The sequence below is a fragment of the Labrenzia sp. PHM005 genome, assembly GCF_006517275.1.
In the GTDB taxonomy this organism is placed as follows: Bacteria; Pseudomonadota; Alphaproteobacteria; order Rhizobiales; family Stappiaceae; genus Roseibium.
Map to the genome: position 1 here is coordinate 3,847,007 of NZ_CP041191.1, position 12,486 is coordinate 3,859,492.

A 12,486-nucleotide genomic window follows, 5' to 3' on the forward strand; every position below is an offset into this window, starting at 1 on the left:
CGTGGGGAACACACCTGCTTTCTGCCGATAGGGGAACGCTCTTTCAGGAGCGTTATCGAAGAAAGAGGTCTACGCCACGTCCACGGTGAGGCCATATCAAGGGCCAGAGATGCCGGGCGTGATAACTTGGGCGAGGTTCTATGTCAGTCTTGGAGCAAGACTCGGCTGGGGCACCTGCGCGTGCCTCGCTGGTGAATGATCCGAAAGTGCGGGGGCTGTTCTATCAGGTGCTCCTGATTGGAACATTGGTTCTCTTCGGATACTTCATAGTCACGAACACGATAGCCAACCTGGAGCGGCAAAACATTGCCTCCGGTTGGGGCTTTCTTGAAAATACAGCCGGTTTCGGCATCATCCAATCGCTGGTTTCCTACTCGGAAACATCGTCCTACGGACAAGCGGTTTTTGTCGGCTTCCTCAACACACTGCTGGTGGCCGTCGTTGGTATCTTCTTTGCAACAATCATCGGGTTCGTTGTCGGGATCGCCCGGCTGTCGAACAACTGGGTCATTTCGCGGATCGCGTATTGTTACGTTGAATTGGTCCGGAATATCCCACTGCTGTTGCAGATCTTCTTCTGGTATTTTGCGGTTTTGCGCGCTGTGCCGGGCAAACGGGAAAAGTGGTCGTTCTTCTTCGACACTTTTCACCTCAACATCGCAGGCCTTCGCATGCCGAGGCCGATTTGGGAACCGGGTTCTGGATGGATCGGCGTCGCCTTGATAGTTGGTATCGTGGCTTCAGTTGTCGTTTCAAAGTGGGCGCACAAGCGCCAGGATGAAACGGGTCAGCAGTTCCCAGTCTTCTGGACGGGCCTTGGACTGATTATCGGGCTGCCGGTACTCACTTATTTGGTCACCGGAATGCCGATGTATCTGGAGCATCCGAACTTTATTGAAACCGGTCCGATTTTGCGGCGTGGTTTTGAATTGGGTGTCGGTTTCAACCTCATCCCGGAATTCCTGGCTCTGACAGCGGCGCTGGCTATTTACACGGCGGCCTTCATCGCGGAAATCGTTCGTGCGGGTATTCAGGCGGTCAGCCATGGCCAAACTGAAGCGTCTCATGCACTTGGTCTTCGCAACGCACCGACGCTGCGTCTGGTGGTTATCCCGCAGGCAATGCGCGTGATTATTCCGCCGCTGACCAGTCAGTACCTGAACTTGACGAAGAACTCCTCACTTGCCGTTGCTATTGCCTTCCCGGATCTGGTGTCCGTCGGCGGTACGGTTCTCAACCAAACTGGTCAGGCGATTGAAATCATCGCCATCTGGATGGCGGTCTATCTGTCGCTCAGCTTGATCACTTCAGCATTCATGAACTGGTACAACCAGCGCATGGCGCTCGTGGAACGGTAAGGAGAGCGGCATGTCAAATTCACAGTTGTTCCAAATAAGAACTGAAGAGGCGCCGCTTCTGCCGGCGCCGGTTTCCACCACTGGTGTGATCGGATGGATGCGGCAGAACTTGTTCTCATCCATTGGTAACACGCTTCTGACCCTGGTCGGAATCTACATAGCCTATTCTCTGATTACCCCGTTCATTCAGTTCGCTTTTGTCGATGCGGTCTGGACCGGAGAAAACAGGGAGGCCTGCCTTCCGTCAGATGGTGGGCATAGCGGGGCTTGCTGGGCCTATGTTGAAGCGTATCTTCCGCAGTTCATCTATGGCCGGTATCCGGTCGAGGAACGGTACAGGGTCGATATCGTCTATGCACTGTTTGCGCTTCTGCTCGTGCCTTTGGCAATTCCAAGCGCACCGTTCAAGAAGATCAACGCGGTCCTGTTTCTCGTCGTTTTCCCGATCGTTGCCTATTTCCTTCTGACCGGTCTGGTCATTGGGGATTCGGTGATCTGGCCGATCGTTGAAACTGCTCAATGGGGTGGTCTGCTGGTAACGCTGGTGATCGCAGTGACAGGTATCGTGGCGTCCTTGCCGCTCGGTATTGCGCTGGCCCTTGGACGACGGTCTAAAATGCCGATCATCAAGCTGGTCTCGATCATCTTTATCGAGTTCTGGCGTGGTGTACCGCTCATCACGGTTCTGTTCATGTCCTCAGTGATGCTGCCGTTGTTCCTGCCGGAAGGCGTGACCTTCGATAAGCTTCTCCGGGTTCTGATCGGCGTGACGCTGTTCTCAGCTGCCTATATGGCTGAGGTCGTCCGTGGTGGCCTTCAGGCGATTCCGAAGGGGCAATACGAAGGTGCGATGGCGCTCGGACTTCGGTTCTGGCCGATGATGTATCTGATCATTCTGCCGCAAGCGTTGAAGCTGGTGATCCCTGGGATCGTCAACACCTTTATCGGTCTGTTCAAAGACACGACCCTTGTGCTGATCGTCGGTATGTTTGACCTCCTTGGCCAAATCCAGTCGTCCTTTACGGATCCGACCTGGTCGACGCCAAGTCAGGGCCACACCGGTTATCTCTTTGCAGCCATAATCTTTTTCGTCTTCTGCTTCGGCATGTCGCGATACTCCATCTACATGGAGAAGAGGCTGCACACAGGGCACAAACGCTAGACACTGAACAAGTGCAGGGCGCGCGATCAGACGCTGCGCCCTGCGGATCGAAATTTCTGGAGAGATACTCATGAGTGAAAATGCAGTAAATGCGGAAGAGCTGGCCGCTGACCGCTCGAAAATGAAGGTTTCGGACACGGATGTCGCGATCGAAATCAAAGACATGAACAAGTGGTACGGTGACTTTCACGTCCTGCGCGACATCAACCTGCGGGTGATGAGCGGAGAGCGGATCGTGATCTGTGGCCCGTCCGGTTCCGGCAAATCAACAATGATCCGTTGCATCAACCGTCTGGAAGAGCACCAGGCCGGCAACATCATCGTTGAAGGCACTGAACTGACCGACGATCTGAAAAAGATCGACGAGATCCGCCGTGAAGTCGGCATGTGCTTCCAGCACTTCAACCTGTTCCCGCATCTGACGATCCTGGAAAATTGCACCCTGGCGCCGATCTGGGTGCGTAAGATGCCGAAGAAGGAAGCCGAAGAGATTGCGATGCACTACCTGGAGCGGGTCAAGATCCCGGAACAGGCGCTGAAGTACCCGGGCCAGCTGTCTGGTGGTCAGCAGCAGCGCGTGGCGATCGCCCGGTCACTCTGCATGAACCCGAAGATCATGTTGTTCGATGAGCCGACATCGGCGCTCGATCCGGAAATGATCAAGGAAGTGCTCGACGTGATGGTTGGTCTTGCCGAAGAAGGCATGACAATGCTTTGTGTGACCCACGAAATGGGCTTTGCCCGTAAAGTGGCCAACCGGGTTATCTTTATGGACGCCGGCCAAATTGTTGAGCAGAACGAGCCGGAAGAGTTCTTCACCAACCCGCAACACGAGCGGACGAAGCTTTTCTTGAGCCAGATCCTGCATCACTGATCTCAGCCACCTTGTTTGGCGTTCCAAAAACAAGAAGCCCCGGACTTTTGTCTGGGGCTTTTTTCTTAGAAATTTATTAGACTGGCACCAGTTTATCGACCGCACAGCCAGCAAGCATCTTCAGCGATTCCGGATCTTCCCCCATACGTGCCCGGATCGAAATTCCGTGGATCACCATGGCCAGTATTTGACTGGCCTCGAACGCTGCTGCTTCGCTGATATTACCTTTGCCGTGATAGTGGATAAGCTGGCCGAATTGGGTGTCCATTCGAAGAATGACAGCTTCCAGCGCGTCCTTGAAATCTTTGTCCTGCAGGATTTCGGTCGGAAGAGTGGAGATAGCAAAACATCCATATCGCGCGCCGGTGATATCAGTGTGCCCGGTGTAAAGGTCGATGGCAGCACTGAAGATTGCTTTGAGTTGTGGTTTGGCGCCTTTTTCGGCGAGTGCAGCGTCCCGCAAATGCGCTTCCATCTTGTCCGCAAACCGCGTGACCACCTTCAAGAACATGTCTTTTTTTGAGCCGAAGGCGGAATAAAGGCTTGGCCGGTTCAAGCCGGTTTCAGCAGCGATCTGATCCAAACTGGTTGCCGAATACCCGTTTTTCCAAAACACCTGCAGGATTTGATCCAGCGTTTTGTCTTCATCAAATGTCCGCGGCCGGCCGCGTTTGGCGCTTTCTGTCATTTTATACTACTTCGCATAAAATGCTCGACCTGTCTATTTATATGCGATACGGTACAAAAAAGGGGATGATGTCATGACAATGTTTGACGAGATTGAAGGAAAACCGGCATTTGGATCGCTGGCCTGGGGGACGCGGACTGGCGCCTACAGCCACGGCCGCCTCACCACTTATGAAAAGCTCAGTGTTTTAGGAAACATGGGAAAGATGGCGGGGCTCCAAGGGTTGGATGTACTGGCCAGCAAACTAGGGCTGATGAAGGCTTATGGTGCGGATTTGGAGGGGCTACTGCCGCCAACAACCGGTTTGGTCACTGATAGCCTTGCATTTGCCGATGAAGTGCTTGGCGAAGAGATTTTCCAGCACAGTTGGCGGACTTATTATTGGGGCATGCTGTTGGGCGGTTATCGGGGTTTGGAAATCGACCGGGAAATACTGTTTTCAGCGGCGATTCTTCATGATCTTGGGATGGCAAAGGATCGGCCGGTCCATCCGTGCACCTGTTGTTTTGCTGTTCATGGTGCGGAACGGGGTAAAGCACATTTGGTCTCAATGGGGCACGATCCGGCCAAGGCGAGAAAAGTTGGCGATGCGATCGCCCTTCATCTTAATGGCTATGTTTCTAACCGCCTTTATGGCGTCGAAGCGCACCTATTAAGCCGTGGAGCCATGTGCGATGTTTTTGGTTTGGGAAGCAAACGGGTCGCCCGGGACACCCGCCGGGCCATATTGGCGCACCATCCCAAAGGAGACTTGTTGAACGGTTTGGAGATTTGGCCTGGCCATCACTTAAAAAACACCCGGGGCGATTTTCTTATCCGTTTGAACGGGGGCGAAAAGCACGCGGCTCAGCCGCTTTCCCTGCAACAAAGTCCTAGATAACCGGGGACTAGAAATGGAAAAACTTCTGCCGGGATGATCGCTGTTCTAAGAAGTTTTCGGGACCCCGGTTGATCGGTAGCGAATCAGTTTCTGGCTTTATTTCGTCATCCTGTTCTTTTTTGCAATGAAGGAAGTTCTGTTGGGAAGAAGTACTTAGGTAAAAAATGTAGTCAGATTGTATATTTAGGAAATGTTCATCATGAGGTGGCCAATTGCCCTTACGTAAAGTGAGGGCGCTCCAATGAATTTGTTACAATCTGATTTTCAGAAACGGTTGGAATTCGCTGAAATTGATAGTCGGACAGTTTCAGCTTTGCAGGAGATTTGGCCGGTCATTCAGCCAGCTCTGGATGGCTTGTTGTCTGACTTTTACGCGCATGTGGGAAAGGTTCCCGAACTGGCCAATTTGGTCGGGGCCCAGCAATCGCGATTGGTGAATGCTCAAAAGACTCATTGGGAAAAGCTTTTCACAAGCGGTTTTGATGAAGACTATCAGCGCAGCATCAATACCATTGGTCATGTCCACTGCCGGATCGGCCTCGAGCCTAAGTGGTATATCGCGGGATATAAATTTGTCCTCGTTCGCCTCAATAAGTTCCTGGTCAAAAAGTACCGCAGATCGATGAAGGATCTCGGGAAGACACTTGAACATGTCACTGCCGCAGTCATGCTGGATATGGACATGGCAATTTCCACCTATGAAGAACAATTGCTTTTGGAACGGGCGGAACAGGCCAAGCGCCTCAATCAAGCGATCGAGACCTTCAGAACACGTGTTGAGGGACCACTTGCGGAGGTCGACAAGGGAGCCGCTATCGTTTCATCTGAATCCCGGAACCTTTCATCTTTGTCAGAGGGCGCCCTGGAGCAGATTGGCAACGCACAAACTTTTTCTGCCGAATCCAATTCCAGCGTTCAAACAGTTGCGGCCGCCACCGAAGAATTGTCCGGCTCTATACGGGAACTTTCAGAGCAGGTGATTGGCGCTGCGCGAATTGCAACAGAAGCCTCTGAAGGCACAGAACAATCTAGTGTTCATGTCAGCAGCCTGGCCGGGGCAGCCCAGAAAATCGGTGATGTGGTCGGGCTGATTCAAGCAATTGCCGAGCAAACCAACCTTTTGGCGCTCAATGCCACAATCGAGGCTGCGCGGGCAGGGGAATCTGGAAAAGGGTTTGCAGTAGTTGCCAATGAAGTCAAAACCTTGGCTGGACAAACCGCCAAGGCAACGGAAGAAATCAGCCAGCAAGTTGGAGAAATTCAACAGACGACGGAACGAGCCGTCCAGTCGATCGCATCCATTTCCGATGTGATCAAACAATTGGATGAAATGACAACATCCATCGCCGGTGCTGTGGAAGAGCAGGGGGCGGCGACCCAGGAGATTTCTCAGAGCGTGAATGTTGTTGCCTCAGGGGCTCAATCTCTTGAGGAAAATATTCGCGGTGTTGCGGACGCAGTTAATGCGACCCATGACGCTGCAAATACTTTCCAGTCGGCCGCCGGCGAAGTGAACCAGAGTGTCGACAGCATCTCCGATCACATCAAAGACTTTTTTGAAACATTGAAAACCGGGACCTAAGAGATCCAGAACTTTCCCGTTTTTGATCCCCTAAGGCTCCATGAGTAGGAAATCTTGCCTGCCATAAACAAGTTAACCCTGCCGAATTCTGCAGGGTTTTCTTTTATTGGGGTTGGCAAACCGATCAGGCCGAGCCTGTTAGCACTTCCGTATCGTCGCGGGCGCCCCATTCGGACCAGGAGCCATCATAAAGGGACAGGTCACGGGCTTCGAGGACAGTGAGGCCGAGCGTGAGGATTGCCGCAGTCACGCCGGAGCCGCAGGTTGTGGTAATGGGTTTGGAAAGATCCACACCGGCAGCTTCATAGACCGGCTTCAGCTCCTCCCTTGTTTTGAAGGTGCCGGCTTCTGAAATAAGGTTGGTAAAGGGCAAGTTTTTGGCGTTCGGCATATGACCGCTTCGCAATCCCGCCCGCGGTTCCGCAGCTTCTCCGGCGAAGCGGGCCGCAGAGCGCGCGTCCAGAAGCTGCGCGTTCTCAGAAGTCGTCAGGGCTTTGACCGCAGCCAGATTGGCCACCGCGCTGTTGTTCAAGCGGGCCGTGAAATGGCGCTCGGGGCGCCGGACCGGATTGTCGTCCGCAGGGCGGCCTTCAGCGGTCCATTTCGGCATGCCGCCATCGAGCACATGGACGTTTTCGACACCAAACGTCCGGAAAGTCCACCAGACGCGTGCGGCGGAGTAAAAGCCGAAATCATCATATACGACAATGGTTTGACCGTCGCCAATTCCAAGTTTCCGCATGGCGGATGAAAACACATGCGGCGCGGGCAACATGTGTGGCAGGTCGCTGTTTTTGTCGCAGATCTCGTTGACGTCGAAAAAAACTGCCCCGGGAATATGGGAGTCCGGATAAACCGGTTTGGCATCGGGCGTTGTGACCGGCGGCATCCATGCATTTACGACAACCACATCCGGCGCGTTGAGATGATTGGCCAGCCAGTCTGTGGAGACGAGCGGATGATAGGTCATGAATCAGTCCTTGTGTTCCAGAAGGCCGTGGGCCTTGTGCCAGTCTTCGATCGATTTGTCCGGATAACCCTCAAAATGAGCGTGGCCAGGTCCCTCAGGCACGTCAATCCATGCGGGTTTGTCCTTCAGCATGATGTGAACGGTTTCCGGCGTTTGCGGCAAGGCCGTATCAATGGACCCAGCGTGGGGATGCAACAACTCCGGCCAGCGTGGATCCCAGAGCCAGAGGTGGGAGCCGCAAGCCCCGCAGAAATGACGTTCGGCCGGGCTGGTCTTGCCGTCGATTTTGGCGTGATAGACCGATTTTTGGTCTGCACCCTCAACCCTGAGGCTGTGCGCATCCGCCATCAGATTGATCGCATAACCGCCGCTGCCGGCCAATTTGCGGCAGATCGAACAGTAACACTTCATGAAGGGGTACGGAGCTGCGCTCTCCACTTCAAACGTGACCGCCTTGCAATGACAGCTACCGGCGAGTTTCATCTGTAGAACTCCCTGTCGTGATCAATCTGCCAGGCGAAGCCGGACCCGGCGGTTTTGCTTGCCCTTTTTTTCGCTTTTGCCGAGCGTGAGCGGTCCTATTTCCGACGTCCGGGTGACATGGGTGCCGCCACAAGGCTGCAGATCGACATCACCGCCAATCCGCACAAGCCGGACCCGGCCAGCCCCGCGCGGCGGCTGAACGGACATGGTCTTGACCAAACCAGGATTGGCGTCCAGTTCTTCATCGGTGATCCATTCGAAGGCGACATCGTAATCACCGCTGGCGAGGGCGTTGACTTTCTCGCTGACGGCTTCCTTGTCGAGCGGTGTGTCGCCCATGTCGAAGTCGAGCCGGCCTTCGCCGTCGCCGATCTGACCGCCTGTCACAGGATATGGCAAGGCAACAGAAAGGAGGTGCAAGGCCGTATGCATGCGCATCAGCCGGTAGCGGCGCGCCCAATCAATATGCGCTGTCAGTTTCGTACCCGCGTCCGGGAGGGTTTGGCCTTCAGCCGGAACATGAACGATGGTCTGCTTGTCTGCATCGTAGACCGTTGTGGCAATCTCAATGCGGCTGCCATCATCCAATTCCAGATAACCGCTATCGCCCGGCTGACCGCCACCGGTGGCATAAAAGACCGTCCGATCCAGGACGATCCCGCCGAGGTCGTTCACCACCACCACGTCCGCTTCGCAACTGCGCAAATAGGCATCATCGCGGAAGAGGGGCGTGGTCATGTGAACAACTCCTTGGTTTGAATTTTGAATCTCTGCCAAGGATGCATAGTGCTCAATCAGGGTCAATCCACGGGCTGTGGTTTTGACAGTGGAAAAAGGGTCAAGAATTCGCTTTGGCGACCAGCAGTTTGAGCGCAAATGTGCCCATGATGCCGGCGAACAGCCAGTCGAATGCCCGCATCACCTTTGGAGAGGACTTGAGCAGTCTTGCAAACGCACCGGCTCCCAGGACCATCAGCGCGCAGATCGGCATACCGAGGACCACGAAATAACCGCCGAAAAACAGAAGTTTAGCGGTGGCATGCGGATCGCTTGCAGACACGAATTGCGGCAGGAAGGTCACGAAAAATAATACAATCTTTGGATTGAGGATATTGACGCCCAGCCCTTGTAGCCAGACCCGGTGAAACGGCTGTTTTTTGGTCTCAACGGCTTCGAGGGTCATTGATGTGCCATTCCGGACAGCCTGAAACGCAAGCCAAATAAGGTAACCTGCCCCGATGACCTTGAGGATGGAAAACGCTGTTGCCGATGCCGCTAGCAACGCTGAAATACCGATGGCCGCCAAAATGGTGTGGATGACGAGGCCGCAAGTTGCTCCGAGAACGGCGGCCAGACCCGCCTTGCGGCCCTGGGTCAAGGTCTTGCTCATAAACAGCGTCATATCGGGGCCCGGCGTGATTGTCAGGACCAAAGCCGCCGCGGTGAAGGCAGCTAGGACAGCGGGTGTTGGGAAAAAGTCAGGCATCAGGGCGCAGTCCTTTTAAATGAGCGTCGCGCACAACAACGCAAACGATCTTGTCTGTCAAAAGAAAATTTTTGGGGGACAGGCGCGAGAAATAAGGACAGGCGCTAAGTCCTTAACTTTTCTTGAGAAGTCTCAGCCCTAATGTCAGTCAGGGATTGTTCCGGGGGATGGTATGCCGCTAATCAAACTTCTTGTCTGCCTGTGCGGCTTGAGCTTCTTGTCCGGATGCGCTGCCGTTGCCGTTGGCGGTGCCGTGGTGGGGACTGCAGGCACTGTTGTTGGAACCACGGTCAAAACGACAACAAAAGTCGCCGGCGGCGCCGTCAAACTCGCCATTCCAGATGGGGATGATGAAGAAGATTGAGGCGACACATGTCCGTGCATTCGGCTTAAATCACAAAATCGGTGACAACAAACGGGCGCCTTGGGCGAGGACCTGGAAGGCGTAGCTGCGGGATTGGAATGCGTCGGGCCAGGTCAGGCGGGCGTTGGCAAAGTCCTCTTCCAGCATTTTTTCGACCTTGCCGATCATGCGTTCGTGGGTGAACCACAGGGTCAGTTCAAAATTGATCTGGAAGGAACGGTTGTCCATGTTGAGGGTACCGATCGATACCAAGTCGTCATCCAGCAGCGCCACCTTTTGATGCATGAAGCCGTCTGTATAGCGGTAGACCTTAACGCCGCGCTGAACCAGGACATCCTCGTAAGCGTGGCTGGCCAGCCAGACGGTCCAATGATCACGTTTTTCCGGCAAAAGAATCCGCACATCGACACCGCGCATGGCAGCGGCCGCCAATGCGGTTTGCACATCTAGAGACGGGACGAGGTAGGGGGAGGTAATCCAGAGCCGGTTTTTTGCCCGTGCAGCGACCTCAACATAGGCGATCGCACATTCTTCAAGCTTGTCGGCTGGACCAGTCGGCATCACCAGTATCGATTCATCTCCTGGCATTGGGACATCACTGACTTGCGGCAATTCAATTTGGGTTCCGCTGGCCCATAACCAATCTTCCACAAAGGACAGGGCACAAGCGACAGTGGCGGGGCCTTCGATGCGCACATGTGTGTCCCGCCAGCGGCCAAACCACTTGCTGCGGCCGATGTATTGATCCGCCACGTTGTGCCCGCCGACAAATGCTTCGCGGTAGTCGATCACCACCAGTTTGCGGTGATTGCGGTAGTTGAGCCGCATTGGCCCGAGCATTTTTAAGAACTTGTGGTTTTCATTAAAACCACAAACCTTGACCCCGGCGTTGGTCAATCGGCCGATGAAGTCGTGTGACAGAGCGTGGCTGCCGACGTCATCGTACAGGAAATAGATGTCGATCCCGTCCTTGGCCCGGGCAATCAGGGCATCGGCCATCTCCCGGCCTAAGGCGTCGTCGTGGATGGCGAAGAACTGGAAAAAGATCACTGACTTGGCGCGGGCAATCCCATCCTTGATGGCCGTGAAGGTGGCCTCACCGTCGATCAAGAGATCAGAGGTGTTGCCAGCCAGGAACGGCATGCCGGCAACCCGCGTGAGCACCGGCCAATCACGGGTTTCTTCGTGATCGGTCAGTCCGAGTTCATCGGCTCGGCGGGCTCGTTCGGTTCGTCCAAGCGTTGTCTGGATTTTGGCGTAATCGGAAAACGACCGCCAGCCGAAGATGAAATAGAGCGGAACTGTTAGGTAAGGCAGGAAGAACAGGGAGAGGAGCCACGCAACCGACCCCTGGGAAGTGCGGGAATACATTACTTCCCGCACAGCGCAAACAACGGCGACAGAATAAAACGCCAGAAGCGCAGCAGCGACCAGACCCAGGTTGTTGGCCAGTATATCCAGCCACGTCAGGTCGGTCGCGGCATCCTGGAGGACCCGTTCGGTACCGGCTAGGCCGTCTTTGAGCGCAGGATCATCAGAATTCATGCCCGGTCTGGCGCGATTCGCTCCCCCTTGGTTTTAGGCAAATGGCGGCTTAAGGCTGGTTGTCCGTTCGAGCCATCCCGGCACAGGCAGGTTCTTCGATTTCAAGAACTCCGGATTGTAGAGTTTGGACTGGCTGCGGGTGCCGTGATCGCAGAGGATCGTCACGATTGTGTGCCCGGGGCCCAGGTCTTTGGCGAGACGTTTGGCGCCGGCAAGGTTGATGGCACTGGAGCCACCCAGCAGCAGGCCTTCGTGTTCCGCGACGTCAAAGACGAGCGGCAAAGCTTCTTCATCTGGAATGGCATAAGGATAGTCGACTTTCACATCACCAACGATCACGGTCGAGCGCCCAAGGCCAATGCCTTCTGCGATAGAGCCGCCGTCGGTTGCCTTGGCTTCACCGTCCTTGAAGAGGTGGTACATGCCTGCACCGAGCGGATCGGCACAGCCAATTGTCACGCCGGGTTTTTGTTCGCGCAGGAAGGTGGACACTCCGGCCAAGGTGCCGCCGGAGCCGACAGCACATATAAAGCCGTCAATCTTGCCGCCGGTTTGTTCAAGGATCTCCGGCCCGGTTGTGAGATAATGGGCATTCCGATTGTCGAGATTGTTCCATTGGTCGGCGAACAGGACACCATTCGGTTCGGTTTTTGCCATTTCTTCAGCAAGCCTGCGGGCAACGTGCTGATAGTTGTTCGGATCTTTGAACGGTTTTGCCGGGACTTCCAGAAGCTCTGCGCCACACATGCGCAGCATGTCCTTTTTCTCCTGGGTCTGGGTTTCCGGGATCACGATCACGGTGCGGTAGCCGCGGGCGCTTGCCACCAAGGCCAGGCCAATACCCGTGTTGCCGGCAGTGCCTTCAACAATCACACCGCCGGGTTTTAGATCACCGCGGGCTTCCGCTTCCAAGATCATCTGCCGGGCAGGGCGGTCTTTCACCGATTGCCCCGGGTTCATGAATTCGGCTTTGCCGAGAATTTCGCAGCCTGTTTCTTCAGAAAGGGCTTTGAGGCGGATAAGCGGTGTGTTGCCAATGGCATCAACAACAGATGCGGACACAGACATTCAATCAATCCTGACTGGTAGATGCG

13 protein-coding genes are annotated in these 12,486 nt (G+C 54.8%); 6 read left to right on the forward strand and 7 right to left on the reverse strand.

The window, feature by feature from the left end; all coding sequences use genetic code 11:
- Positions 1-140: 140 nt before the first annotated feature.
- The 3 genes from FJ695_RS17415 (at position 141) to FJ695_RS17425 (ending at position 3,394) form a co-directional block, all read left to right on the forward strand.
- Entirely contained in the window at positions 141-1,358 is a 1,218-nt protein-coding gene (locus FJ695_RS17415; RefSeq protein WP_141186626.1) for an amino acid ABC transporter permease, read from the forward strand.
- A 10-nt stretch (positions 1,359-1,368) separates the two neighbouring features.
- The gene (locus FJ695_RS17420) at positions 1,369-2,520 is read left to right on the forward strand and encodes an amino acid ABC transporter permease (protein ID WP_141186627.1); all 1,152 of its coding nucleotides are present in this window, start codon (positions 1,369-1,371) and stop codon (positions 2,518-2,520) included.
- A gap of 70 nt (positions 2,521-2,590) precedes the next feature.
- A complete protein-coding gene (locus FJ695_RS17425) occupies positions 2,591-3,394 on the forward strand; it encodes an amino acid ABC transporter ATP-binding protein (protein ID WP_141186628.1) in 804 nt (267 codons plus the stop codon).
- A gap of 76 nt (positions 3,395-3,470) precedes the next feature.
- On the opposite strand, the gene FJ695_RS17430 is transcribed toward FJ695_RS17425, so the two are convergent.
- Positions 3,471-4,082, reverse strand: a complete 612-nt coding sequence (locus tag FJ695_RS17430; protein ID WP_141186629.1) for a TetR/AcrR family transcriptional regulator — start codon at positions 4,080-4,082, stop codon at positions 3,471-3,473.
- Positions 4,083-4,155: 73 nt separating this feature from the next.
- Between FJ695_RS17430 and FJ695_RS17435 the strand changes: the two genes are divergently transcribed.
- Positions 4,156-4,962, forward strand: coding sequence for an HD domain-containing protein (locus tag FJ695_RS17435; protein WP_209010701.1), 807 nt, complete (start codon positions 4,156-4,158; stop codon positions 4,960-4,962).
- A 241-nt stretch (positions 4,963-5,203) separates the two neighbouring features.
- Positions 5,204-6,544: a globin-coupled sensor protein gene (locus FJ695_RS17440; protein WP_141186630.1), complete on the forward strand. Its 1,341-nt coding sequence runs from the start codon at positions 5,204-5,206 to the stop codon at positions 6,542-6,544.
- 124 nt (positions 6,545-6,668) lie between these two features.
- On the opposite strand, the gene sseA is transcribed toward FJ695_RS17440, so the two are convergent.
- The 4 genes from sseA to FJ695_RS17460 form a co-directional block, all read right to left on the reverse strand.
- The gene (gene sseA, locus FJ695_RS17445) at positions 6,669-7,514 is read right to left on the reverse strand and encodes a 3-mercaptopyruvate sulfurtransferase (protein WP_141186631.1); all 846 of its coding nucleotides are present in this window, start codon (positions 7,512-7,514) and stop codon (positions 6,669-6,671) included.
- 3 nt (positions 7,515-7,517) lie between these two features.
- Positions 7,518-7,997, reverse strand: a complete 480-nt coding sequence (locus tag FJ695_RS17450; protein ID WP_141186632.1) for a GFA family protein — start codon at positions 7,995-7,997, stop codon at positions 7,518-7,520.
- 21 nt (positions 7,998-8,018) lie between these two features.
- A complete protein-coding gene (locus FJ695_RS17455; protein WP_141186633.1) occupies positions 8,019-8,735 on the reverse strand; it encodes an alanyl-tRNA editing protein in 717 nt (238 codons plus the stop codon).
- Between the two features lie 100 nt (positions 8,736-8,835).
- Positions 8,836-9,483, reverse strand: coding sequence for a LysE family translocator (locus FJ695_RS17460; protein WP_141186634.1), 648 nt, complete (start codon positions 9,481-9,483; stop codon positions 8,836-8,838).
- A 172-nt stretch (positions 9,484-9,655) separates the two neighbouring features.
- On the opposite strand from FJ695_RS17460, the gene FJ695_RS17465 reads away from it, so the two are divergent.
- A complete protein-coding gene (locus FJ695_RS17465) occupies positions 9,656-9,847 on the forward strand; it encodes a hypothetical protein (RefSeq protein ID WP_141186635.1) in 192 nt (63 codons plus the stop codon).
- Between the two features lie 30 nt (positions 9,848-9,877).
- Here the strand turns inward: FJ695_RS17465 and cls are convergent, their stop codons facing one another.
- Together cls and FJ695_RS17475 are read right to left on the reverse strand one after the other, a co-directional pair.
- Positions 9,878-11,392 carry a cardiolipin synthase gene (gene cls, locus FJ695_RS17470; protein ID WP_141186636.1) on the reverse strand — a complete coding sequence of 505 codons (1,515 nt, stop codon included), beginning with the start codon at positions 11,390-11,392 and terminating at the stop codon, positions 9,878-9,880.
- Positions 11,393-11,425: 33 nt separating this feature from the next.
- On the reverse strand, positions 11,426-12,460 hold the full coding sequence (locus tag FJ695_RS17475; RefSeq protein WP_141186637.1) for a cysteine synthase A: 1,035 nt from the start codon (positions 12,458-12,460) through the stop codon (positions 11,426-11,428).
- Between the last annotated feature and the right edge of the window lie 26 nt (positions 12,461-12,486).